The sequence below is a fragment of the Acidovorax sp. ACV02 genome (assembly GCF_014851475.1).
GTDB lineage: Bacteria > Pseudomonadota > Gammaproteobacteria > Burkholderiales > Burkholderiaceae_C > Acidovorax > Acidovorax delafieldii.
In genome coordinates this window covers 192,105-214,978 of the sequence record NZ_JACUZU010000009.1, presented here as the reverse complement: position 1 = coordinate 214,978, position 22,874 = coordinate 192,105, and the positions used below count along the sequence as shown (strand labels likewise).

General features: G+C 60.3%; 25 protein-coding genes. 5 read left to right on the top strand and 20 right to left on the bottom strand.

Features of this window, described 5'->3' with window-relative positions; translation table 11 throughout:
* Positions 1–6 precede the first annotated feature (6 nt).
* From IB236_RS21250 to IB236_RS21240, 3 genes are read right to left on the bottom strand one after another with little or no spacing between them, the layout of a single operon-like run.
* Positions 7–2,151, bottom strand: a complete 2,145-nt coding sequence (locus IB236_RS21250; protein WP_192422125.1) for a chemotaxis protein CheA — start codon at positions 2,149–2,151, stop codon at positions 7–9.
* A 40-nt stretch (positions 2,152–2,191) separates the two neighbouring features.
* On the bottom strand, positions 2,192–2,554 hold the full coding sequence (locus IB236_RS21245) for a response regulator (RefSeq protein WP_015015796.1): 363 nt from the start codon (positions 2,552–2,554) through the stop codon (positions 2,192–2,194).
* A gap of 49 nt (positions 2,555–2,603) precedes the next feature.
* Positions 2,604–3,050: a hypothetical protein gene (locus IB236_RS21240; protein WP_056065760.1), complete on the bottom strand. Its 447-nt coding sequence runs from the start codon at positions 3,048–3,050 to the stop codon at positions 2,604–2,606.
* A 195-nt stretch (positions 3,051–3,245) separates the two neighbouring features.
* Between IB236_RS21240 and IB236_RS21235 the strand changes: the two genes are divergently transcribed.
* Together IB236_RS21235 and IB236_RS21230 are read left to right on the top strand one after the other, a co-directional pair.
* The gene (locus IB236_RS21235) at positions 3,246–4,355 is read left to right on the top strand and encodes an ATP-binding protein (RefSeq protein ID WP_121941103.1); all 1,110 of its coding nucleotides are present in this window, start codon (positions 3,246–3,248) and stop codon (positions 4,353–4,355) included.
* On the top strand, positions 4,352–4,981 hold the full coding sequence (locus tag IB236_RS21230) for a response regulator transcription factor (RefSeq protein ID WP_192422123.1): 630 nt from the start codon (positions 4,352–4,354) through the stop codon (positions 4,979–4,981). The genes IB236_RS21235 and IB236_RS21230 overlap by 4 nt, the downstream gene beginning before the upstream one ends.
* A 9-nt stretch (positions 4,982–4,990) precedes the next feature.
* On the opposite strand, the gene fliR is transcribed toward IB236_RS21230, so the two are convergent.
* The 13 genes from fliR to fliF all read right to left on the bottom strand — a co-directional run bounded on the left by fliR (position 4,991) and on the right by fliF (position 16,267).
* Positions 4,991–5,761 (bottom strand): flagellar biosynthetic protein FliR, encoded by a 771-nt coding sequence (gene fliR, locus IB236_RS21225; protein WP_056065753.1) that lies wholly within the window; start codon positions 5,759–5,761, stop codon positions 4,991–4,993.
* Between the two features lie 125 nt (positions 5,762–5,886).
* Entirely contained in the window at positions 5,887–6,156 is a 270-nt protein-coding gene (fliQ, locus tag IB236_RS21220) for a flagellar biosynthesis protein FliQ (protein ID WP_015015801.1), read from the bottom strand.
* A gap of 11 nt (positions 6,157–6,167) precedes the next feature.
* Positions 6,168–6,959: a flagellar type III secretion system pore protein FliP gene (gene fliP / locus IB236_RS21215; protein WP_225581288.1), complete on the bottom strand. Its 792-nt coding sequence runs from the start codon at positions 6,957–6,959 to the stop codon at positions 6,168–6,170.
* Entirely contained in the window at positions 6,952–7,317 is a 366-nt protein-coding gene (locus IB236_RS21210) for a flagellar biosynthetic protein FliO (protein ID WP_192422121.1), read from the bottom strand. The genes fliP and IB236_RS21210 overlap by 8 nt, the downstream gene beginning before the upstream one ends.
* 7 nt (positions 7,318–7,324) lie before the next feature.
* On the bottom strand, positions 7,325–7,765 hold the full coding sequence (gene fliN / locus IB236_RS21205; RefSeq protein ID WP_015015804.1) for a flagellar motor switch protein FliN: 441 nt from the start codon (positions 7,763–7,765) through the stop codon (positions 7,325–7,327).
* On the bottom strand, positions 7,755–8,759 hold the full coding sequence (gene fliM, locus IB236_RS21200; protein WP_056065744.1) for a flagellar motor switch protein FliM: 1,005 nt from the start codon (positions 8,757–8,759) through the stop codon (positions 7,755–7,757). Before fliM ends, fliN begins: the two co-directional genes overlap by 11 nt.
* A gap of 22 nt (positions 8,760–8,781) precedes the next feature.
* A complete protein-coding gene (gene fliL, locus IB236_RS21195) occupies positions 8,782–9,378 on the bottom strand; it encodes a flagellar basal body-associated FliL family protein (protein ID WP_192422119.1) in 597 nt (198 codons plus the stop codon).
* Between the two features lie 195 nt (positions 9,379–9,573).
* Positions 9,574–9,963, bottom strand: coding sequence for a flagellar hook-length control protein FliK (locus tag IB236_RS24410; protein ID WP_370539938.1), 390 nt, complete (start codon positions 9,961–9,963; stop codon positions 9,574–9,576).
* Positions 9,964–10,952: 989 nt separating this feature from the next.
* A complete protein-coding gene (locus IB236_RS21185; protein ID WP_056065736.1) occupies positions 10,953–11,402 on the bottom strand; it encodes a flagellar export protein FliJ in 450 nt (149 codons plus the stop codon).
* A 21-nt stretch (positions 11,403–11,423) separates the two neighbouring features.
* On the bottom strand, positions 11,424–12,818 hold the full coding sequence (gene fliI, locus IB236_RS21180; RefSeq protein WP_099729183.1) for a flagellar protein export ATPase FliI: 1,395 nt from the start codon (positions 12,816–12,818) through the stop codon (positions 11,424–11,426).
* On the bottom strand, positions 12,802–13,542 hold the full coding sequence (locus IB236_RS21175; protein WP_370539939.1) for a FliH/SctL family protein: 741 nt from the start codon (positions 13,540–13,542) through the stop codon (positions 12,802–12,804). Before IB236_RS21175 ends, fliI begins: the two co-directional genes overlap by 17 nt.
* Complete coding sequence (fliG, locus tag IB236_RS21170) at positions 13,529–14,524, bottom strand: flagellar motor switch protein FliG (protein WP_056065732.1); 996 nt, start codon at positions 14,522–14,524, stop codon at positions 13,529–13,531. Before fliG ends, IB236_RS21175 begins: the two co-directional genes overlap by 14 nt.
* A 48-nt stretch (positions 14,525–14,572) precedes the next feature.
* Positions 14,573–16,267, bottom strand: a complete 1,695-nt coding sequence (fliF, locus tag IB236_RS21165) for a flagellar basal-body MS-ring/collar protein FliF (protein WP_192422116.1) — start codon at positions 16,265–16,267, stop codon at positions 14,573–14,575.
* Positions 16,268–16,442: 175 nt separating this feature from the next.
* On the opposite strand from fliF, the gene fliE reads away from it, so the two are divergent.
* Positions 16,443–16,754, top strand: a complete 312-nt coding sequence (gene fliE / locus IB236_RS21160; protein WP_056065729.1) for a flagellar hook-basal body complex protein FliE — start codon at positions 16,443–16,445, stop codon at positions 16,752–16,754.
* A 326-nt stretch (positions 16,755–17,080) separates the two neighbouring features.
* On the opposite strand, the gene IB236_RS21155 is transcribed toward fliE, so the two are convergent.
* The 3 genes from IB236_RS21155 to fliD are packed head-to-tail and all read right to left on the bottom strand — an operon-like array spanning position 17,081 to position 19,335.
* Entirely contained in the window at positions 17,081–17,380 is a 300-nt protein-coding gene (locus IB236_RS21155; protein ID WP_007860919.1) for a flagellar protein FliT, read from the bottom strand.
* Between the two features lie 2 nt (positions 17,381–17,382).
* Positions 17,383–17,832: a flagellar export chaperone FliS gene (gene fliS / locus IB236_RS21150; protein ID WP_121941107.1), complete on the bottom strand. Its 450-nt coding sequence runs from the start codon at positions 17,830–17,832 to the stop codon at positions 17,383–17,385.
* A gap of 60 nt (positions 17,833–17,892) precedes the next feature.
* Positions 17,893–19,335, bottom strand: coding sequence for a flagellar filament capping protein FliD (fliD, locus tag IB236_RS21145; RefSeq protein ID WP_121941108.1), 1,443 nt, complete (start codon positions 19,333–19,335; stop codon positions 17,893–17,895).
* On the opposite strand from fliD, the gene IB236_RS21140 reads away from it, so the two are divergent.
* Positions 19,310–19,501 carry a hypothetical protein gene (locus IB236_RS21140; RefSeq protein ID WP_147455638.1) on the top strand — a complete coding sequence of 64 codons (192 nt, stop codon included), beginning with the start codon at positions 19,310–19,312 and terminating at the stop codon, positions 19,499–19,501. The two genes, fliD and IB236_RS21140, sit on opposite strands and share 26 nt — an antisense overlap.
* A gap of 54 nt (positions 19,502–19,555) precedes the next feature.
* Here IB236_RS21140 and IB236_RS21135 read toward each other — a convergent pair whose 3' ends face one another.
* A complete protein-coding gene (locus IB236_RS21135) occupies positions 19,556–21,031 on the bottom strand; it encodes a flagellin (protein ID WP_121941109.1) in 1,476 nt (491 codons plus the stop codon).
* A gap of 325 nt (positions 21,032–21,356) precedes the next feature.
* On the opposite strand from IB236_RS21135, the gene IB236_RS21130 reads away from it, so the two are divergent.
* Positions 21,357–22,835: a flagellin gene (locus IB236_RS21130; protein ID WP_192422114.1), complete on the top strand. Its 1,479-nt coding sequence runs from the start codon at positions 21,357–21,359 to the stop codon at positions 22,833–22,835.
* The last annotated feature ends 39 nt before the right edge of the window (positions 22,836–22,874 follow it).

Sequence of the window (22,874 nt, the reverse complement as noted above, 5' to 3'; positions counted from 1 at the left end):
CTGTATCTAGTGGCGCGCCCGACGCACCAGGCCACCCGTGTCCAAAATCAAGGCCACGGTGCCGTCACCCAAAATGGTGGCGCCCGACACATTGGGCACCTTGCGATAGTTCGATTCCAGATTCTTGACGACCACCTGGTGCTGGCCGAGCAACTCATCCACCAGCAAGGCCACACGGCTTCCGTCAGCCTCGACCACCACCATGATGTTGCTGGATTTGTTAAGGTCAAAGCGCGGAACCTGGAAGATCTTCTCCAGCGCGATGACAGGCATGTATTCGTCGCGCACCTTGACCAGCTGCGAGCCTTGCGCCACGGTGCTGACATCGTCCGCATTGACCTGGAACGATTCCACCACCGACGACAGGGGAAGGATGTAAACCTCTTCGCCCACCCCCACCGACATGCCATCCATGATGGCGAGCGTCAGCGGTAGGCGAACGGACACCTTCATGCCGTAGCCCTCTGCAGAATCGATCTCTACCGAGCCGTTGAGCGCTGCGATATTGCGTTTGACCACGTCCATGCCGACCCCACGGCCTGACACATCGGTCACCTCATCGGCCGTGGAAAAGCCTGGAGCAAAAATCAGCTGCCAGACATCGGCATCGCTCATCTGATCGGACACCTCGATGCCGCGCTCCTGGGCCTTGCTGAGGATCTTCTCGCGCGACAGGCCACGACCATCATCACGCACCTCGATCACGATCGACCCACCTTGGTGCGACGCCGACAAGGTGATGGTGCCGTGCTCGGATTTGCCCTTGGCAAGACGATCGGCAGGCATTTCAATACCGTGGTCGCAGCTGTTACGCACCAAGTGGGTCAGCGGGTCGGTGATCTTTTCGACCAAGCCCTTGTCCAGTTCGGTGGCTTCACCCAGGGTCACCAGCTCCACCTTCTTGCCCAGCTTGTTCGCCAGATCGCGCAGCATGCGCGGGAAGCGGCTGAAAACGATGGACATTGGAATCATGCGGATCGACATCACCGACTCTTGGAGGTCGCGCGTGTTGCGATCCAGATCTGCCAACCCGGCCAGCAATTGCTGGTAGGCCCCAGCATCAAGGCCCCGGCTGTTCTGCGCCAACATGGCCTGCGTAATCACCAACTCACCCACCAGGTTGATCAGTTGATCGACCTTCTTCACATCCACGCGGATGGTGGTGGACTCCATCTGTGCTTGCATCGCCACCTTGGGCTCGGCGCTCGCCTTGGGCGCAGCTTTGGGAGCTTGCGCGACAGGCGCATGGGCAGCCGCCGCAGCTTCACCATGGGGCGCTCCGGGTGCGCCGTTGAAGAATCCATAAGGCGCTTCGCCCCCGGAGGTATCTACGGCAACCACAGGCTCGTCGTCTGCATCTGCGGCGGCAGCGTCACCAGAAGCGGCAGCATCACGAATCAGCACCTGGTCCTTGGAAACATGGAACGCAAACAGGTCCAGCAGATCATCGTTGGTGGACGTCGTTTCCACCGCAAAGACCCGCGTATTGGCCTGGCTGCCCGGGACATCGCGGATCGCCCCCAAACCGGGAATGTCTCGGAACAATTCTTTGATCGCGTCGGCCTGCTCGGGGCGGTCCAGTGGCCCGATCTGGATTTCCAGCTGCCGTGCCTGCCCTGGCATAACAGGCGCAGAAACCTTGGGCGCAGGAGCCGGGGCTGCTGCCACCGGCGCGGGTGCAGGAGGAGGCGGCGCTGCGACCACAGGTGCAGCATCGCCGGGCACCAAGCCTGCCGCCAGGTCGCTGATTCGGCGAACCAGGGAGGTAGTGGAAACCGCCTCACCTTGTCCACCCGCCTGATGCCGTGCCAGCAAGCTGCGCGAAGCATCCGCTGACTCCAGCAGAACGTCCACCATCTGAGGGATGGGCTGCAGCTCATGACGGCGCAGACGGTCGAGCAGGGACTCCATCTGATGGGTCAGCTCGGCCACGTCAGAAAACCCGAAGGTGGCAGAACCTCCCTTGATCGAGTGAGCGCAGCGGAAGATGCCGTTGAGCTCTTCGTCGTTGGCACTGCTCAGGTCCAGATTCAGGAGCATCTGCTCCATCTGGTCGAGGTTCTCACCCGCTTCCTCGAAAAAGATCTGATAGAACTGGCTGAGGTCGAAGTCAGCGCCTGCACCTGATCCTTCTTGGTAGGTTTCCGCCATGGTGGGCTCCTGTGTACTAAATGATCTCAGTCAACCCGGCTCAGCGGATCACTTTCTGGATGACTTCGATCAGGCGATTCGGATCAAAAGGTTTTACCAGCCATCCCGTGGCACCCGCTGTGCGGCCCGCCTGCTTCATTTGATCGCTCGACTCTGTCGTCAGGATCAGGATGGGAATGGTCTTGAATTTGGGATGCTCGCGCAGTTTGCGGGTCAGGCCAATGCCATCAAGACGTGGCATGTTCTGGTCTGCCAGCACCAGGTCAATGTTATGCGTCTCAGCCTTTTCGAGGGCATCTTGCCCATCCACTGCCTCCACGACGTGATAGCCGGCACCAGTGAGGGTGAACGACACCATTTTGCGCATGGAAGGTGAATCATCAACGGCAAGGATCGATTGCATGTATGGCTCCAACTGACTTGAATATATAAGGTAACCAGTGATGTGAACGTCAAAACAGGTCCACAGAACCTGCATCCATCTCGCTTTGGGTGACAGGGTTCGGCCTGTCGGGCGCCATCTCCGCAAAGGGCGCGGCATCTTCACCTTCTTCATGCCCCATGGCTTCCGAGGCCAGCCGGAAGGCACAGCCCTGCAGCACCTTGGTGGTGTGCCATATCAGTTGGGAGGCCATGTCCTGGAACTGCAACTCAGTCACTGCGCTGCGCAACGCCGTACGCGCGGCCACCAACTCCGGGGAGTCCGCCACTACAGCATCTGTCAACATGGCGTTTGCCTCTCCAAACCGTTCCAGCAGGTTGTCGGTGGCGTGGTTCAGCAAGCCTTCCAGGCGGTGCAAGTCGTGCATCACGACCAACAAAGAGTCCTGCAGCTCTGCCGCCACCATGACGGGAACCTGGACAGCAGGTCCTCCAGGCGTTGTTAGCGTAGATTGCATCGTTTCTCCATCGCAGCACGTAACACGTAGCAGCAAAACACGCAAATACACAGGACTACGATACTTGCATCAGTAACCAGCCAAGGCCCCCGAGCAAACCGGAGCATCCGCGCCCATTGGACGCTGACGCACAAACCATCCCAACCGGACAAACACCCTTGTTTGTTCCAATTTGTATCCTATGATAGCGCTCCTATGGGCCCTGCAACACCAGACCAGACCCTTGAAATCCTCCATCTTGAAGATTCACCGGCCGATCATGAATTGGCAGCGCGTGCGTTGCGTCGATCAGGGCTCCGTTGCCACCTCCAGCGGGTTGACACCCTTTCTGAATTCCAAAGACTGACGGACACCGGCCGCTTTGACATCATCCTGGCAGATTACCGCCTGCCAGGCTTCACCGCATTGGATGCCTGGGCCCATGTGGCGCAAAAACCGCATCACCCACCTTTTGTGCTGCTTTCAGGTGCCATTGGCGAGCCCGCAGCGGTTGACGCGATGCGGCTCGGGGTAGCGGACTATCTACTCAAGGACGATATCCAGCGCCTCCCGCATGTAATTGCCCGCACCCTGGAAGTGCACGAAGCACGCAACGCGCGCGAGCAGGCTATTGCCGAGTTGGCCACGTCGCAACGCCGCTTGGCCGAGTTGGCCGAGCATCTGCAGACCTCCATCGAGCATGAGCGGGCCGCCATCGCTCGCGAGATCCACGACGACATTGGTGGCGCACTAACCGCAGTACGCTTTGACGTAGCCTGGATAGGGCGCCACAGTACCGATCCTGCCATGCAAGAGCATGCCACCTCTGCGGTGGACATGCTGCAACACGCGATTGGCGCCAGCCAGCGCATCATGATGAACCTGCGCCCACCCATCCTGGAACAAGGGCTGGTGGCGGCTGTCCAGTGGCTGGCCACGGGCTTTGAGCGCAGGACGGGCATCACCACAAGGATGCAGAGCAGCAGCGAAACCATCGATATACCCACCGACATCCAATTGGTGGCATACCGTACTGCCCAAGAAGCATTGACCAATATCTCCAAGCACGCGCAGCCCAGCAAGGTGGACATTGAACTGTCTGACAAGGAAGGTGTACTGACCCTGGAGGTCGCGGACAATGGCCGTGGCATGGATTCCACAGTTCGCGACAAACCAAAAGCCTTCGGCCTCAAGGGCCTTCAAGAGCGTGCACGCACCGTAGGGGGATGGCTGGACATCAGCAGTCGGCCGGGCAAGGGCACGTCGGTCATTCTGTCCGTCCCGTTACCATCTCCTTCCACATCCGCTCCAGGAGATGCCCAGTGATCCATGTCGTCTTGTGCGACGACCATGCCGTATTGCGGCGCGGCATTCGCGACACACTCGCCGAAGCACCGGACATTCAGGTGACCGGCGAAGCGGGCGGGTATTCTGAGCTGCGTGAAGTTCTGCGCACGGCTGCCTGTGATGTGCTGCTGCTGGACCTGAACATGCCCGGACGCAGCGGCCTGGAAGTACTGGCCAGCCTGCGCGAGACCCACTCGACCATCCGGGTGCTGGTGGTTTCGATGTACCCCGAGGATCAATACGCGCTGCGCTGCCTCAAGGCGGGAGCCCAAGGCTACGCCAACAAGGCCGGCGATCCGGTGGAGCTGATTGCGGCAGTGCGCACGGTGATGCAGGGGCGCAAGTACCTCACTGCCGATGTGGCCCAGATGCTTGCGGACAGCCTGGCTCAACCCACGCCGGAGGTGCCCCATGCGGCGCTTTCCGAACGAGAGCTGCAAACCCTGGTCAAGATTGCATCGGGGCGGCGCCTGTCTGACATTGCCGATGAATTGATGCTGAGTCCTAAAACCGTGAGTGTGTACCGCTCACGGGTTCTCGAAAAATTGAAGCTTTCGAACAATGCTGAACTCACCGTTTACGCCATCCGCAATCAGCTGGTGTAACTAACGGCCCTACCTGCCAACAGAGAACAGATCCACGGCTTGTTGCATCAACGCCAACACCGGTTGCTCCAGCATCGGCAACGTTGCTGCTATGCCCAGCATCCCCACCGTGAGCGTGACCGGGAAACCCACCGCATAGATATTCATTTGCGGCGCCACACGCGAGATGATGCCCATGGTCAGGTTGACGAAGAGCAGCAGCGCAATCATGGGCATGGCAATCCAGAGCGCACTGGAAAAGAGCGAAGCACCCAACTCATACAACCGCATCTGTCCCAACGCCTGCAGAAAATTTCCATCGACTGGAAAGCGGTCAAAACTTTTGACCACGGCCATCAATATCAACAAATGGCCATTGATGACAATGAAGAGCAGCATGGACATGTGGCCAAAAAACCGGGCCACGGCGCTGATCTGACCGTTGGAGGTGGGGTCAAAGAACGATGCAAAGTTGAGCCCCATCTGCAGGCCAATGATTTCACCAGCCAGCTCAACGGCTGTGAACACTAGGCGAACCGAAAAGCCGATCGCCAGCCCCACAGCCACCTGCTGCGCCACCGTGCCCAGCGCCTCGCGGCCGTTCACGCTGATGACAGGCTGCTCGCCCAGAACACCTTGCGCGCACAAGGCCACAAGGAAAGCGAGACCGATTTTTACGCGCATGGGCACGACCCGCATGGAGAACACTGGGGCCACGGAAAACAATGCCAGCACGCGCAAAAAGGGCCACAGAATGGGAGACAGCCACGCCATGATCTGAGCTTCGGAGAAGGTGATCACGCCCCTCCTCCACCGGCGAGGCCTGGGTGCATTGACGGCCAAGGCACGGCCGCCCCCAGCGCTCGTCGCTGACTCCAGCAGCCCAGCATTGTCCTGAGGCCGCCAAGTGCCCAGATTGGCATGTGCTATCCAATCATCGACGGGATCGATTCGATTGTCCGGCGGATGAAGTCCACCAGGGTACTGAGCATCCAGGGCCCAGCAATCGCAAAAACGACCATGGCCGCAATCAGCTTGGGCACAAACGCCAGCGTTGCTTCATGGATCTGCGTGACAGCCTGAAAAATACTGACCAACAAGCCCACCGCCATGACCACCCCCAGCACTGGCATGGAAATCATCAGCAGCAGGGTGAGGGCGTCACGCCCAATGGTCAGCACCATTTGTGAAGTCATGGCGGAATCCTCTAGGTGACGAAGCTGGCGGCCAATGAGCCGATCAGCAGATTCCAGCCGTCTGCCAGCACAAACAGCATCAGCTTGAACGGCAATGCCACCAACACCGGGGACAACATCATCATGCCCAGGGACATGAGGATGCTGGACACCACCATGTCGATGACAAGAAACGGGATGAAAATCATGAACCCGATCTGAAACGCCGATTTGAGCTCGCTGGTCACAAAGGCCGGCACCAGCACACGGATGGGCGCCGTCTCAGCCGTCACTTTGGGATCAAGACGTGCCAGCCTGGAAAACAGCGCAAAGTCAGATTGCCGCGTCTGCTTGAGCATGAAGCTGCGCATCGGCGCCTCTGCCCTGTCCAGCGCCTGTTCGAAGCTGATGGTGTTGTTGGTATAGGGAACGTAAGCGTCCTGGTACACACGGTCCAGCGTCGGGCCCATGACAAAAAAGGTCAGGAACAACGACAGACCGATGATGACCTGGTTGGGAGGAGCCGACTGCGTCCCCAAGGCCTGACGCAGCAAGGACAGCACAATCACAATCCGTGTAAAGCCCGTCATCATCAGCAGCACAGCGGGCAAAAAAGACAACGCCGTGAAAAACAGCAGTGTCTGAATGGGTACCGAGTAGCTGGCGCCAGATGGCCCACTGCCCACCACCAGTGGCAATGCGCCCTGACTTTGAGCCCAAGCGGAGCCATGCGCCACCACGCTGGCAACAGCGACGGCCCAAGGCAAAGCACGTCCAGCTGTCCACGCTACGCGCCTTGGAAGCAAGGATGCGTGCTCAGACATGCGCGGGCTTTCCAGAATCAGCGGACGCAGCTCGCATCTCGCGAGCAAACGATGGTTCTGTCGGGAGTGAAACGTTCACGGCGTCCCGAGCCCCCTTGGCCGACACTGGTAGCACGTGGAGGCAACTGACCTGTTGAGCGGTGACGCCCAGCACCAGCCAAGTACGCGCATGTTCAGGGCCGACTTCCACCGTCACTACCTTCTGTTGTGGGCCGACGGCCACTGCAGACACCACGCGTGACGCCACCCCGGCAGCCAGCGTCCCGGAGGACTGGCGCTGCTGCAGCCGGCGCACAGCCCAGGGAAGCAAAGCCATGGCGCCCACAAAAAGCACCACGACCAGCAGCGTCTGGGTCATGCTCCCACTATCCACGGCTCACCCGCCGCAAACGTTCCGACGGCGTGACCACATCGGTCAGGCGGATACCAAACTTGTCATTGACCACCACCACTTCGCCTTGGGCGATAAGGTAGCCATTGACCAGCACATCCATGGGCTCGCCTGCCAGTGCATCCAGCTCCACCACCGAACCTTGTGCCAGTTGAAGGATGTACTTGATGGGCACTTTGGTGCGCCCCAACTCCACCGACAGCTGCACCGGAATGTCCAGCACCATGTTGATGTCGTTGACGGTATCACCGCCCGCCGCACCGGAAAATGGTCGCACCGGCTCGCCGGAAAGTGGCCCTCCCTGCTCTGCGTCCGCCGGTTTTTCGTCCGTCCGCTTCTGCTCTTCAAGCGCCTCGGCCCAACCCGCAAACGGGTCATCCGCGCCTGCGTCCTTGTTGTCTTCTTCAGTTGCCATTCTTCTCTCCCAGCCAACTCATGTCCGAAGTGCGCAGGCACTCTTCAATGCGGATGGCGTACTTGGAATTGTGGGTTCCATACTGGCATTCAAAAATAGGAACCCCTCCGATCGATGCACGGATACGGGGCTCGCGGTCCAGTTCGATGAAGTCACCCGGTTTCATGGCCAGCAGTTGCTCTACGGTGGCATCGGCCTTCGCCAGCTCCGCCACCAGCGTAACCTCTGCGGATTGGATTTCACGCTTGAGCACATTCACCCAGCGGCGGTCCACCTCAATGGAATCGCCCTGCGTGGACGAATACAGTACATCGCGGATCGGCTCCAGCGTTGCATAAGGCATGCATATATGGATGGCGCCCGACAGGTCGCCAATTTCCAGCTGAAAGGCCGTGGACACCACGATCTCGCTGGGCGTAGCAATGTTGGCGAACTGGGGTTGCATTTCCGAGCGCTGGTATTCCAGCTCCAGCGGATAGATCCCCTGCCACGCCTTCTTGTACTCCGCGCAGATCACATCTACGAGCCGGTTGATGACACGCTGCTCGGTAGGCGAAAAATCACGCCCTTCAATGCGGGTCTGGAACTTACCGACCCCGCCATAGAGGGTGTCAATGATGCCGAAGACCAGCGAAGGCTCACAGACGATGAGTCCGCTGCCTCGCAGGGGGCGGATCGCCACGATGTTGAAGTTCGTCGGCACCGCCAGCTCTCGCAGGAAAGCACTGTAGCGTTGCACCGACACCGTCCCCACCGAAATTTCAGGACTGCGGCGGATGAAATTGAAGAGCCCAATGCGGAAGTTGCGTGCAAACCGCTCGTTGACGATTTCCATCGTCGGCATGCGGCCACGGACGATGCGCTCCTGGCTGGAGATGTCGTAATTGCGTACCGACCCTGCCTCAGCCACTTCCTCAACGGACTTCTGGCTCTCGCCAGTGACCCCTTCCAGAAGGGCATCAACCTCTTCCTGCGAAAGAAATGAATCACTCATGGCTGGTCCTTACCTAGCTGGCTCATTGGATGATGAAGCTCGAAAAGAGCACCTTGCGCACAGGATTGCGCTCTGTGCGCTTGCGCGCGGCGGGGCGTTCCTCTGCATCTCCGTCCTGCTCAGCGGCAGCGGCGGCCTTTGCACGCTCACGCTCTGACGGCACCGAGTAGCCAAGAGGGCGCGAGACTTCACGCAAGACGTCGGTAGCGAGCTTTTCCTTGCCCTCGCGCTGCAGCAGCTCCGTGGACGTGCGTTGCGACACCAGCATCAGGATTCCACTGCGGATCGACGGCAGGTACTGCTTGACCTGTTCTGCAGTCTTTGCATCCTCCAGCTCCAACGTAATGCCGATCTGGGCAAAGCGATCACCGCCAGGATCAGCCAGATTGACCACCATGTTTTCCAGGGGCAGGAAGGTGGGGGCTACCTTAGGCGCCTCCTTGTGAGCAGCAGGTGCACCGCCGCCCTCTTCGTCCTCAGCGGCATGCGACCGACTGGAGACGAACCATGCTGCTGCGCCCCCTCCGATCACCAGCACAGCCACCACCACGCCGATGATGATCAACAGCATCTTCTTGCTTTTGGCGGGTGCGGCTGCTGCGGGAGTATTGGCTGACACAATGGAATTCCTTGCGGTAGGGAACAGGCAGAACAGACGCTATCAAAGTGAAAGCACAACCTGTTAGCCCATTATGGGTCGGGGGTGTAACCAATAATAGCCAGAATAAAAGCCCAAAACCATGGCATTCACCGCGCTCGCCTGCACCGCGGAGATGGGAGCAGAACTACAGACCGCCCACATCACCCCGCAGAATCAGACGAAGACGTCTACGGCCCGGTCCGTGGCCCCACCACTGCGCGCCAGCGAGGCTGTGCCCGCAGGCACGGCAGATATCACCTGTGCCTGGCGTGCTCCGTCGCGGGGCCGCTGCTGCCCTGCCTCGCCACGACCGGCACTGTCGCGTGCCGATGTGCCCACCGACATGCCTGACAACACCAAACCCTCACTGCGCAACAGATCACTCAACTGCGCCATGCTCTGGTCCAGCAGCTCCCGCGTCTGCTGCTGGTCACTGCGGAATGACACGTGCGCTTCGTTGCCCGACAGAGACACCGACACCTCCACCGGCTGACCATCACGCTGCAGCGTCAACTCCGCGTTCTGGGTCTTCTGGTTTACCCAATAGGCCACCTGTTCGGCCACCTGCTCCTCCGCACCCAAGGCGTTAGGGTCTGCAAAGACCGTTGCATCGGTGAAGCTGCCCGACTCAACAGCCCCGCCCCCTGACGCACCTTCAGACCAGGCGCCGCCAGCCCCCGCGCCATCGCCATTGGAACGCCCGCCAGCCGGTGACTCTGAAGCATGTAACGTCCCAGCGGAAGCCAGCAGACCGTCGGCAAGAGGCACTGTCCCCTCAGTACCCGCGGCAGGATTTGACTGTGCAAGCCTTGACCGATCGAAGGTAACGTCAGCACTCACGCCTGCGGAAGCCCGCTCTCCGGCGGAGGCGACCAGTGTGGCGGAGAAACCATGCACGGCGTTGGAACGCGCAGCAGAGTCCCCCAGCGTGGGTGAGCCCATGGGTGCATCGACCGCACCCATGCCACTGCCTCGTTGAGCGCTAGCGCTCTGCATACGCGAAAAGTTACGTCCGAAGCCGGTCAAGGCCCCTTGCGAAGACCCCTCTTTGAGATCGGCGGACGCATCCAGCTTCGCCGTCTCAGCAACCAAACCTTGAGGGATGCCTCCCAGCAACATGTCGTTGAGCGCAGTTCCCGGGGAAACCATAGACCCTTGCGCACCTGACTGTCCCACCGCTGCGATGCCCCCGAAACCCGGGTTGGAGGACTGGGAGGCTCCCAAGGCAGTCTGTCCGTTGAACGCTCCAAGCTCATTCCGGCTTTGTGTTGGAGCAAACAGTCCTTGCCATGCGGCCACGGCAGAAGTGTCTGCCGCAGACAATGACGCTGCATCAGTGCCGTAGTCCACTGACGATAAAAGAGTATCACCCGAAGTATCGCCCAGCGTACTCTCCTCTGCCCCGCCCCCCAACGCCGCCAGCAAAGCCAAAAAACCACCCCCAGCCGCAGGATCGCTAGCGTCTGTGGCAGCAGGCTGGGCCGATGATTTGGCGCGAGTTGTGTGGGCGGGCTGGGTGCCCTGCGAGGAGGCTACTTTGGTCGGTTCCATGTTCAATTCTCCTGGCCCGCGTTGCGATACTGCAGCGCGGCGCGTTCATCGGTCTGTTTTTGGTCTCTGCGCTGTTGCTGCAGAGCGAGGTCGTTGCGTCGCTTGTCCACCACCTTACGCAGACTGGCCAAACGCAGCTCTGCATCTAACAGAGCACGCTGGGCAGCTTGCACCCGCGCAGACTGGTCACCCACCACACTGGTCTGGATGCTGGCCGCATGACCCAGCCTGTCCATGAAGTGGTAGTGGTGGTACATCACTTCGGGCTGCATGGCCGTATCTGCCTTCATGCCCCAGCGTGACTCGGTTTCACGGGCGTAGTCTTCCAGCTGATCGAGCTGGGCACGTGCTGCCTGCTCGGCAGCCAGCGTGTCCTGCAGCACCTTGCGGGCATCGTCCCGCTTGCGAGAGGCCACTTCGACGGCGACAGAGAGGGCGTTAAGGTTGGACATGATGGCTTCCCTTGTCCGCCGTCAATGGTCCAGCACCGCCGCCATGGCGGCTACGCTGTGGTCCATGGAGGCCGCCTCGTACATGTCCTGCTGCAGAAAACCCGCCATCTGTGGCTGAAGGCGGATAGCCTCGTCCAATGCCGGGTCGGAGCCGCTCATATAGGCCCCCACCTGCACCAGGTCCCGGCTCTTCTGGTAACGCGAATACACCGCACGAAACCGCCGCGCCAAGTCAAAATGCCCGCGAGACACCACGTTGTGCATCACCCGCGATGCCGATTGCTCAATGTCGATGGCCGGGAAATGCCCGGTCTCAGCCAGCGCACGCGACAACACAATGTGCCCATCCAGAATGGCACGGGCAGCATCCGCGATCGGGTCCTGCTGGTCATCACCTTCCGATAGCACCGTATAAAACGCTGTGATGGAGCCGACACCATGCAGGCCGTTGCCGCTGCGCTCGACCAGCTGCGGCAGCTTTGCAAAACAGGACGGCGGATACCCTTTGGTTGCTGGCGGCTCGCCGATGGCCAGGGCAATTTCCCGCTGCGCCATTGCATAGCGGGTCAGTGAATCCATGAGCAGCAGCACATGCTGCCCTTTGTCGCGAAAATGCTCCGCCACCGCAGTAGCGTAGGCCGCCCCCTGCATGCGCAACAACGGAGGCGCGTCGGCAGGTGCAGCCACCACCACGGACCGTGCGCGGCCTTCCTCGCCCAGGATGTCTTCCACAAACTCCTTGACTTCGCGCCCCCGCTCCCCAATGAGCCCCACCACAATTACATCGGCCTGTGTGTAGCGCGCCATCATGCCCAGCAGCACACTCTTGCCCACCCCGGAGCCTGCAAACAGCCCCAGACGCTGGCCCCGCCCTACGGTCAGCAAGGCATTGATGGCGCGCACGCCAGTATCCAAGGGCTCACGCACCGGATCCCGATCCATGGCATTGATCTGCCGCCGCCCCATGGGCTCCGACACGACATCCTGCACCGGTCCACCATGGTCGAGGGGCAGGCCTTGCGCATCCACCACGCGGCCCAACAAGCCGTCGCCCATGGGCAAACGAAGCACCCCGGCGCGTTGTACCGGCCGGGGAGGCTCGCCCAAGCGAGGCATGGGGATATATGGCGCAGCCGGCACCACACTCGCGCCACTGGACAGCCCATGGATATCGCCCGCCGGCATTAAAAACGCACGGTCGGCAGAAAACCCCACGACCTCAGCCAATACCGGCGCGTGCCCCGGCATTTGCACCATGCACTGCGACCCCACAGGCACGCGGATCCCCACCGCCTCCAGCACCAGTCCCGTCAGTCGGGTCAGCGTACCCCGCGTCTCCAACGGTGCGCCTTCAGCCACACGCTCGCGCGCGTCGTCCATGAAGCGGGTCCAGGCAGAGTCAAGGTCGACGGTCATCGCCATCCCCACGCGTCTCGTCGTCCCAGGGTGACTGCAGCCCCAGCGACGCAATGGCACGCTGCCACCGTTTGTCGATGCTGCCATCAACGACCGTTCCTGCCGACTCGACCATGCAGCCGCCAGCGGGCACAGCGGCATCCGCCATCCACTGCACGCCAGGTGCATTGATCTCTTCGCGCAGAGGCTGGGCCATGGCCTCCATATCCTCCTGATTCAGCCGGACGGTGGCGGGCCGCCCCTCAGTGACCAGCATGCCCACGGCCTCCCGCACCACCGGCAACAAGGCATTGGGATTGACCGACAGTTCCTGGCGCACCACCTGGCGCGCGATGTCACACGCCAGCTCCAGCACCTGCTGCGCCATGTGCTGCTGCATGTCGATCAGGCTGGCTTCCAGTGTCTGCAGCACGCTTTGCATGCGCTGTGCCGCCTCTTGTCCCTGCTGGGCAATGTATTCATCCATGCGGCGCTGCCACTCGAGCGCCGTCTGCGCCTGCCCTTGGGCAAAGCCCTCTGCATACGCATCGTCGCAAGCCTGCTGGACAAGCGCCTGCTGTGCCGCTTCATCCAGCTCGGCGGGCAGCTCCGCCACAGGTTCCGGCTCAGGCTCTGGCTCGACCAGATCGGAGCCGTCGACCGCGGCAAACTTCCACTGCTTGAAGTCACCGACTTCCTCGCTGGGAATGAACCGCGAATAGGACCGCTGGTTAGACGAAGGCATCATCACCACCGCCTCCGATCACGATCTGGCCTTCGTCAGACAGGCGACGCACCGTCTTGAGGATTTCCTTCTGCTGCGCCTCGACCTCGGACAGCCGCATCGGGCCGCGCGATTCGAGGTCTTCGCGCAGCGCGTCGGCCGCACGAGAAGACATGTTGGAGAGGAATTTTTCGCGCAGTTCGGGCACTGCGCCCTTGAGAGCCACGATGAGGGTTTCGGATGCCACTTCCTTGAGTACCGTTTGAATGGCCTTGTCGTCCAGCTTGAGAACATCCTCGAACACGAACATCTTGTCCATGATCTTCTGCGCCAGGTCAGGGTCGTAGCCCCTGATGGATTCAAGCACCACGGCGTCCATGTTGCCGCCCAGCAAGTTGATGATCTCTGCGGCAGCCTTGACACCGCCCAGCGAACTCTTGCGGATCTTGTCCCCGCCCGCCAGCACCTTGAAAAGCACTTCGTTCAGGTCCTTGAGGGCCGTCGGCTGGATACCTTCGAGCGTAGCCACACGCAACAGAATTTCGCTACGCTGGCGATCCGTCAGGTGCATCAGGATGCCCGAGGCCTGGTCGCTGTCCAGATGTACCAGGATGGCAGCAACGATCTGCGGGTGCTCGTTACGCAGCAGTTCAGCCACTGACAACGGATCCATCCACTTGAGACTCTCAATGCCCGAGACATCTCCGCCCTGCAAGATACGGTCGATCAGCAGTCCCGCCTTGTCATCGCCGAGCGCGCGCTTGAGCACAGCGCGCACGTAATTGCCGGTGTCGGATACCAACAGGCTTTGCGCTGCGGCCGCGTTGGAGAATTTGTTGATGACCTCGTCCACCTTTTCGCGCGACACCGAGCGCATGCGCGCGATGGTCTCGCCCAGCTTCTGCACCTCTTTGGGCGAGAAATGCTTGAACACCTCAGCCGCCTCTTCCTCGCCGAGGGACATCAGCATGATGGCGGCATCGTGGAGTCCTTGGTCGTCCATGGTCGTGGTCCGTGCAATCGGTAGCGGTAGCGGTAGCGGTAGCGGCGACTAAACGGGCTCGCCGTTCAGCCAGGTCTTGAGAATATTGGCGACCGCGACCGGATTCTCCTTGGCCAGCGTGCGCGCATCTTCCAGGCGCAGCTGCTCGGGGGTCGCGGGCAACACTTCGTCCTTGCGGGCGGGCGCTGCCAATGCCGGGCGCTCGGGTGTCTCCGCCTCCAGCGCGTCCAGTTGCCCACCTGCCACCGGCTTGACGGCACTGGCCTTGGCCGGCGCTGTGCCCTTGAGCGCAGGACGCACCAGCCCCATCAGCACCAGGGCAGCAAACAGAACCGCACCTACCGGCCAGGCAAAGGTCTTGGCCAGATCAACCACCTCAGGCTGCTTCCACAGCGGGGTGTCTGTGGTGGGCACTGCAGTCACCTGGAACGGCGTATTCATCAGATTCACCGAATCACCGCGTTCGCGGTTGAAGCCAATGGTTTCACGCACCAGCGCCGTCATCTGCTCGATCTGCTCGGGCGTCAGCGCCTTGGTCACGGTCTTGCCCTTGTCCTCGGCCGACTGGTAGTTGACCACGACCGCAGCACTCAGCCGCTTGACTGCGCCCGTACTGCCACGGACCACTTTCACCGTCTTGTCCACTTCATAGTTGGTGGTGGACTCGCGCTTGTTGGACTGTTCCTCAGTCCCCTGTTGGCCGCCCGCGTTGGGTGCAGGGTTGGCGCCATTGATGGGCGCTGCAGACGGAGCGGGAGGCTGGTTGGCAACCGCACCGGGCACACCCGTGGCGGTCTTCGTCGCGCTGCCCCGGCTTTCCAGCACCTGCTGGCTGCGTACGGCGCTGGAGTCTGGCGTCTGGTTGGGGCGGAATTGCTCGGACGTGGACTCGGTCTGGGAGAAGTCCACCTCAGCCGTCACCTGTGCCTTGACGTTGTCACGGCCGACCACGGGCTCCAGAATGTCCATGATGCGGCGCGAATACTGCTGCTCCAGCTGCTGCACATACAAGAGCTGCTGGGCATTGATTTCAGCACCGGCCGTGCTGTCGGGCGATTGGGACAGCAGCTTGCCCGTGTCATCCAGCACACTCACGGCCGACGGCGCCAGTTCCGGCACGCTGGAAGCCACCAGATGCACGATGCCCGCGAGTTGGGCACGGTCCAGAATACGGCCGGGGTGCAGGCTCACCAGTACCGAGGCCGACGGCTTTTGCTGCTCACGGAAAAATCCGTTCTGGTTGGGCAAGGCCAGGTGCACACGGGCACTTTGCACGGACGACAAGGCTTGAATGGACCGGGTGAGCTCCCCCTCCAGCCCCCGCTGGAAGTTCAGACGCTCCTGAAACTGCGTCATCCCGAATTTGTTGGACTCCATCAGCTCAAAACCTGCGACGGAGCCCTTGGGCAGGCCCTGAGTGGCCAGTCGCAGACGCACGTCATGCACGCGCTCCGCTGGAATCAGGATGGCGCCGCCACCCTCGGAATACTTGTAGGGCACATTCATTTGGGAGAGCTGTGCCACCACGGCTCCGCCATCCTTGTCGCCCAGATTGGAAAACAGTACCCGGTAGTCGGGTTGGCGCCCCATCACGACGGCCGCAACGGCAGCAGCCACCAGCAGCGCCACGCCCGCACCCAGCCGCATGCGCTGCGCCCGGTCGAGGGCGGACAGCCGCTGCAGCCAGTTGGGACTGGCCGGCGTCGGGAGCGGATTGAGAGGGACTTCAGCAACAGCAGACATCTTGCTTTCCATTAAAGCAGGCCCTGCAACAGACCTAGCGTGGGGTCGATTATTCGGTCACGCCCCCAAAATGTTCGCTGGATAAGCCGTCCGTTTGGCCATCTATTCAGAGCGATGCATCCTGGGCCGGTAGCTAGGATACGCAGCATACCGCCATTCCCCTACGGATACCGCCATGGACCTTCGCATCTCCAGCTCAACCGCCCCGCTGACGGGCGCTGGCGTCGCGCGCCGTGCTGCAGCGCCGCAAACCACGGGCAATGAAGTCGGCTTCTCCGGCGCGCTCAAGGGCGCATTGCAGTCAGTGAGTGCCGCGCAGAACAAATCTTCCGAGATGCAAAAGGAGGTGCAAATGGAAAACCCCTCCGTGAGTCTGGAAGAGACCATGGTGGCTATCCAGAAGGCGCAAATCGGCTTTCAAGCCACACTGCACGTGCGCAATCGCATGGTGCAGGCGTACACCGACATCATGAACATGCAGGTGTGAGCTGCTAGCGAAGCATGAAGGCCCCGTTCTCAACGGGGCAGCCGTGTGGCACTGCGCTGCGCCAACACAAGAAACTATATTTTTGATAGCAGCAAAGAAATGCTGCACTAGCGCCTCAGGCACATTTAGTGCATTTTTTGACCCAGAGGCGCTTGGCGGTCGAAGTAGCGACAGGTTCAGCACCGCGCACTTTGGCACCCACTGGACGCCCCCCCCCTCACCCGGGTGCTCCGCTAATCCGGCCATCCCAGCCCTAACAAGCAACCACCTTTGACCGCTAGGCCGCTGCCGCACACAGCAGCCCGGGCGTGTTGCGCTGCCCACACTCAGTGCATCATCTGGGGCTGCCCCTCGAACAGATGCTCGAACTGCGCGAGCCAAGGCTCTGCCAGGCAGCGGATCTGCGCATCGTTGCGCAAGATGCGCTGCATGATGCGGGTCTTCTCACGGCGGTGCTCAGGCAGCAATTCGTGCTCTTGCGACTTGAAGCGCAGTTGCTCGATCAGCACGGCACAGGCGCCTTCATAGCGCACCACACCATCCCAATCCTTGAGCTTGGCAGCCTCTAGCATCTTGGCGCTGCTGTCTTCAATCGCCTTGTAATAGTCAATCAGCATGTGAGACATGGTCAGGCCTCCACCAGCACGGGCTGGCCCGAGGCGGGCGTTTCGGAAGCACCGGCACCCGATTTCTTGATTTCATTCCACCCGGTTGCCACGGGCTCGATCAGGCGCATGACTTCTTGCATCATGGCGTCGTCGTTACGGGCATTGGCCAGCGTAAGGCGATGGATGCAGTAGTCATAAAGCGCACCCAGGTTCTCCGCCAGTGCGCCACCATCCACCCTGTCAAGCGCTGTGTTCAAGCCCTCCTCAAGGATACGGATGGCTTTGGAAATACTGGTTACCTTGCCCAACACATCGCCACGCGCCAAAGCGCCCCGCGCTGTTGCAATGGAATTGAGAACACCCTCATACAACAGACTGACCAACTGGTGCTGGTCGATCGTGTGCATGCTGGTTTCTACGTTGATGCGCTGGTAGGCGTTGGCTGTACGGGGGCTGTAGGCGCTGAACATGCTGAAAGTCCTTGCGAGTATTACTTTAGTTATCGGCCACAGCCAAAAAAACTGAAGCGCTCAACCCGATGATTTATTCCAGGCAGTCACCTGCTGCGAGATGTACGCGTTCAAGGCATTCAAGCTCGACATCTTTGTATCCAGCGCACTGAAACGCGCCGTCAAGCTCTTTTCCAGGCGATCCGCACGATCATTGATCGTCTCCACATCCTTGGCATTGAGCTTGAGGGATTGCTCATAGATTTTTGCCTTGCTAGCAAAGAACCCGTCGTTTGCCAGCAATTTGTTCGTGAAGGCCTTGAACTTCCCCGCAAAGCCGTCTTCCACACTGCCACCATCCGGGCCGCGGAAGAAGGTTTTGACATCATCAGGGTTTTCCATGGCCTTGTTGAATTTGGTCGCATCCAGCGTCAAATTCCCGGTCGGCGACACGTTACCCAACCCGCCCTCCGATACCACCCCCACTGCAGACAGATTGCGCAACGCGCCCGAGCTATTGACGGACTGCAGCGCCATGCGCAAGGTGTTCTGCAAGGTCACGGCAGCACTATCCCCTTGCAGCAAACCCGCCGTCTTGGTGCCTGCATCGTACTTCGTAACCTCATTCAGGGCCTGGTTGATCGCGTTGTACGCGCTCACGAAGGCCTCTACATTCTTTTTGACGGCAGAGTTGTCCTTGGCCACGGTGATGGCAACATCTCCTGTTGTGACCTGCAAAGCCGTAAAGGTCACCCCAGCAACGGTGTTGGAAAAGGAATTCGTGGCAGAGGTGACGGCAACGCCATTCACTGTGGCATTTGCGTTAGCAGCGTACTCGGTCGTGCCGCCCACGACCAGCCGCGACAGCCCAGCAGAGTCTGACATATTGCCGTCGGCATCCACCGCACTCACCCGATACCCAGCATCTTCGCCCGTCGAGGTGCTGCGCAGCATCAGGCGCTCACCGGAAGCATCGCTCAACACCGTGGCGGTGACGCCCGCCTTGGATCCGTTGATCTTGCTCGCCACGTCCCCCAGCGTATCCGTCGCGCTGATTTCGACGTTGACTGTTCCCGCGCCGCCCAGAGTGAACACCTTGGGCTCCCCGGACCACTTGCCAATATCAAAGGTCAATGTGCCCGCCCCGACGGCCTGACTGACGGGCGACAACGCCACCGAAATAGTGGATTGCGCCTTGGCCAAGTTCTGAACCTGCACGTTGAAAGATGTGGCGGCAGCACCACCCACGGCAGAAACCGACACCGCATCGGATTTGGACGATGTGGCGCTCACCCCATTCCAGCCTGTGACGCTGGTTAGCTTGCTAGCGGCATCAGCAAGCGTGGAAACTAGGGACTTGAATTGGCCAAAGGCAGACACCTTGGCATTCGTCATGGCCGCCTGTTGATTCAGGCCGTTGGTCTTGGTGATGGGGACCTTGACAGCATCGACCGAGGCCTTGATCAGCCCATTGACATCCACATTTCCGCCCAGACCGATGCCTATTGATGAAAAGCTAGCCATATTCCACCTCCTGAATCCATACCGGGTTGAACCGCCACAAATTATCAAGGCCTTTGATTCGGGCAGCCAGCCAAAAAGCACCCCAGAAAGCCGCCAATCTACCCCGTTGCTGCGCGATTGGCAAAACGCAGAAAGCGGCGACGACCAAGTCGCCTCCGCCCTGTGAGGAGCGAGCTTGTTTCACAAACCCGCTCCGCCTCTTCACCCCCACCAAAGATGATCAGCGCAGGAGGGCCAGAACACCCTGTGGCAGCTGGTTGGCCTGAGCCACCATTGCCGTACCAGCCTGCTGCAGGATCTGTGCTCGTGACAGGTTGGCAGTTTCTGCCGCGAAGTCCGCATCCTGGATGCGGCCACGCGAGGCAGAGATGTTTTCGGAAGTGCTTTGCAGGTTGTTCACGGTGGTCTCAAAGCGCGACTGCAGAGCACCGAAGCTGGCCCGCTGGCCGTTAACCGCAGACAAAGCCGAATCAATGATCTTCAGCGCCTTAGTGGAACCATCAACCGTAGACACATCGATGGTATTCACCGCGTTCAGCGTAGACGCCGAGGCGGTGACAGGAGGAGTGCCCGTGAGATTCCCGATCGAGAAGCCCTTGTCAGAATTCATCTCCAGGTACCCACGTGCGGTGGCATACCCACCTGCAGGAGCAGCAGCCACACCGGCAACAAAAGTGGCAGTACCCGAGGTAGCCGATGTAACCGCATCGTAAGCACCCACCGAGATGGTATTGCCAGCAGCCGAATTGTTTTGAACCTGAATATCTGCGCCCGATTCGTTCACAAGGACCACGCCGTTTCCGCCAGCGTTCAGTTTTGCAGAAATCCCTGTCTGCGAAGACACATCGTTGAACGCCTTGACGGTCTCCGCCAGCCCTGCCGCCGTAGCACCCGCTGCACTCACGCTGAATGTGACGTTGGCAGCGGTCGTGTTGTCCCCCTTGACAGCCAGCGAGTAAGAACCGGAAGCTGCAAAGTTGGTTAACTCCACTTGGTTGCGCGCACTTGCTGTAACACCCGTAGCCTCCGACTGAGCATTGATTTTTGCTGCAGCCGTTGCCATGGTGTCAGTCGCAGTGAGGGTCACCGTCTTGGTCTGCAGACCGGCGATGTCAAAGGTACCCGTCAGCGCAGTCGCGGCGGCTGCGGCGGCGACGACAACCGGTGCCGACTGCTTCAGCTGAGCACCGTAGGTGGTCGTGCGGAAGTTCCCGGTGGTGGCTGTGATGGTCTGGTTGGCATTGGCGCCAACCTGGAAAGTAGCCGAGCCAAACGAACCGTCCAGCAGCTTCTGGCCGTTGAATTCGGTCGTAGTGGAGATGCGGTCCAGCTCAGACAGCAGCTGGCCCACTTCAGCCTGAATGGCCTTACGATCGCCAGCGGAGTTGGTTGCATTGGCGGACTGCACAGACAGTTCACGCACACGCTGCAGGATATCGCCGGAGGCCTTGAGTGCGCCCTCAGCCGTTTGCGCCAACGAAATGCCGTCATTGGCATTGCGCACCGCCTGGTTCAGGCCACGGATCTGCGATGTAAAGCGCTCGGAAATGGCCAAGCCAGCAGCATCATCCTTGGCGCTGTTGATACGCAGACCCGACGACAGGCGCTGGATGGAGGTATTGAGCGAGGCCTGGCTCATGCCCAGATTGCGCTGTGCGGTCAAGGAACTGACGTTGGTGTTGATGGTAGCTGCCATTTGCAAATCTCCTGAAAAGAACTGACTGAATATGGCGTTGCCGCCAACCTGGTGCCAGGCAAGGCACCCGGCCATACGGTTCACAGCGCCGACATGGCCTTCTGATGAACGGCGGGCATTTACGTCCCGTTGCAAATGTTTTCGGACACTGCGGCGAAAACTTTAGGGCGAAACGCACAAGTTGCAGGGTTTTTGTGCGCTTTATCGCAGCACCACGCACCGCGCTCGACTTTCACAATTCACCCATCGTTCCCGTCTTGTCTGCCGGACGGTGGGGCTTCTACCGGCGCAGATTTGGTTTTTCAAGCCTTTTAGGAGCATATCCATGGCCGCCACTATCAATACCAACGTCAGCTCCCTGACCGCCCAGCGCAACCTGGGCATGAGCCAGTCCTCGCTCAATACCTCCATCCAGCGCCTGTCGTCGGGTCTGCGCATCAACAGCGCCAAGGATGACGCTGCTGGCTTGGCCATTTCCGAGCGCTTCACCACCCAGATTCGGGGCTTGAACCAAGCGGTGCGCAATGCCAATGACGGCATTTCACTGGCCCAGGTCGCGGAAGGCGCCCTTGCCGGAGCCAGCAACATCTTGCAGCGGGTGCGTGAATTGTCTGTGCAATCGGCCAACGCGTCCAATTCAGCAGGCGACCGCAAAGCCATTCAGGCTGAAGTGGGCCAGCTCCTCTCCGAGCTGGACAGAATTTCCGTTTCGACAGAATTCAACGGCCAGAAGCTGCTGGATGGATCGTTCGGCACCGCCACTTTCCAGGTGGGCGCGAACGCAAACCAGACCATCACAGCCACCACCGGGAACTTCCGCACGACCACCTACGGTGCTCAGCTCAAGCAATCGGCGCCCGTGGTAGTAACAGCAGCTGCCGCCCCCACTCCGTTGACTGGCACCTTCGACGTCGCTGGACTGCAAACCAAGACGGTGACGCTCACGGCGGCCGACACCATGGCAACGGCTGCCGCCAAGATCAATGCACTCTCCGAAGCGACAGGCGTTACAGCGAGCGCGCGCAACCAGGTCGAATTGACCACATTTGCAGCTTCTGGCTCATATTCGTTGGCTGTGAAAGGGGACAACACAACCGCCGCCAACGTCACGTTTAGCGTGTCTGCCGCCGGTGCTACCGCCGCAGGCTTGGCAGAGGCCATCAAGGGCTTCAACGATGTATCGTCGCAAACCGGCATCACCGCCAAACTCAATGACGCAGGCAATGGAATTGTGCTCATCAACGAATCGGGCGCGAACATCCAGATCCAGAACAACTCTCTCGCAGGCAACACTATCGCCGTGGGCGCCTACGACGCAGCGACTTCGGCAACCACCGGCACCCCCACCTTTGTCGCAGGCGTTGCTGCAGCACCCGCAGGCGGCTTTGCGACAGCCACCGGATACCTGGAGATGAGTTCAGACAAAGGCTTTGCCATCACCAACCTGACTGGCACACCTCCGGTGACGGCAACGGCATCCACATTGAACGCCGTGAACGTCATTGATGTTTCCACCGTCGATGGTTCTACCAAGGCACTGAAGATCATCGATTCGGCCCTGGCTGCAGTCAATGGTCAGCGCGCCAGCTTCGGCGCACTTCAGGCCAGATTCGAGACCACCATCTCAAACTTGCAGCTTTCTTCCGAAAACATGTCTGCCTCGCGCAGTCGCATTCAGGATGCCGACTTTGCGGCAGAAACCGCCAACCTGTCACGCGCGCAGATCCTGCAGCAGGCGGGGACTGCGATGGTGGCTCAAGCAAACCAGATACCGCAAGGCGTGTTGGCCCTGCTCAAAGGGTAACAGGTGATCTATAGCTGCATCGAACGGGTGAAAGACGAT

Bases quoted from the DNA above. Each gene is read 5' to 3' on its own strand.
- IB236_RS21250 (WP_192422125.1), bottom strand. From the start codon at position 2,151: ATGGCGGAAACCTACCAAGAAGGATCAGGTGCAGGCGCTGACTTCGAC.
- IB236_RS21245 (WP_015015796.1), bottom strand. From the start codon at position 2,554: ATGCAATCGATCCTTGCCGTTGATGATTCACCTTCCATGCGCAAAATG.
- IB236_RS21240 (WP_056065760.1), bottom strand. From the start codon at position 3,050: ATGCAATCTACGCTAACAACGCCTGGAGGACCTGCTGTCCAGGTTCCC.
- IB236_RS21235 (WP_121941103.1), top strand. From the start codon at position 3,246: ATGGGCCCTGCAACACCAGACCAGACCCTTGAAATCCTCCATCTTGAA.
- fliQ (WP_015015801.1), bottom strand. From the start codon at position 6,156: ATGACTTCACAAATGGTGCTGACCATTGGGCGTGACGCCCTCACCCTG.
- fliP (WP_225581288.1), bottom strand. From the start codon at position 6,959: ATGTCTGAGCACGCATCCTTGCTTCCAAGGCGCGTAGCGTGGACAGCT.
- IB236_RS21210 (WP_192422121.1), bottom strand. From the start codon at position 7,317: ATGACCCAGACGCTGCTGGTCGTGGTGCTTTTTGTGGGCGCCATGGCT.
- fliN (WP_015015804.1), bottom strand. From the start codon at position 7,765: ATGGCAACTGAAGAAGACAACAAGGACGCAGGCGCGGATGACCCGTTT.
- fliM (WP_056065744.1), bottom strand. From the start codon at position 8,759: ATGAGTGATTCATTTCTTTCGCAGGAAGAGGTTGATGCCCTTCTGGAA.
- IB236_RS21185 (WP_056065736.1), bottom strand. From the start codon at position 11,402: ATGTCCAACCTTAACGCCCTCTCTGTCGCCGTCGAAGTGGCCTCTCGC.
- fliI (WP_099729183.1), bottom strand. From the start codon at position 12,818: ATGACCGTCGACCTTGACTCTGCCTGGACCCGCTTCATGGACGACGCG.
- IB236_RS21175 (WP_370539939.1), bottom strand. From the start codon at position 13,542: ATGCCTTCGTCTAACCAGCGGTCCTATTCGCGGTTCATTCCCAGCGAG.
- fliG (WP_056065732.1), bottom strand. From the start codon at position 14,524: ATGGACGACCAAGGACTCCACGATGCCGCCATCATGCTGATGTCCCTC.
- fliF (WP_192422116.1), bottom strand. From the start codon at position 16,267: ATGTCTGCTGTTGCTGAAGTCCCTCTCAATCCGCTCCCGACGCCGGCC.
- fliE (WP_056065729.1), top strand. From the start codon at position 16,443: ATGGACCTTCGCATCTCCAGCTCAACCGCCCCGCTGACGGGCGCTGGC.
- IB236_RS21155 (WP_007860919.1), bottom strand. From the start codon at position 17,380: ATGTCTCACATGCTGATTGACTATTACAAGGCGATTGAAGACAGCAGC.
- fliS (WP_121941107.1), bottom strand. From the start codon at position 17,832: ATGTTCAGCGCCTACAGCCCCCGTACAGCCAACGCCTACCAGCGCATC.
- IB236_RS21140 (WP_147455638.1), top strand. From the start codon at position 19,310: ATGCCTATTGATGAAAAGCTAGCCATATTCCACCTCCTGAATCCATAC.
- fliD (WP_121941108.1), bottom strand. From the start codon at position 19,335: ATGGCTAGCTTTTCATCAATAGGCATCGGTCTGGGCGGAAATGTGGAT.
- IB236_RS21135 (WP_121941109.1), bottom strand. From the start codon at position 21,031: ATGGCAGCTACCATCAACACCAACGTCAGTTCCTTGACCGCACAGCGC.
- IB236_RS21130 (WP_192422114.1), top strand. From the start codon at position 21,357: ATGGCCGCCACTATCAATACCAACGTCAGCTCCCTGACCGCCCAGCGC.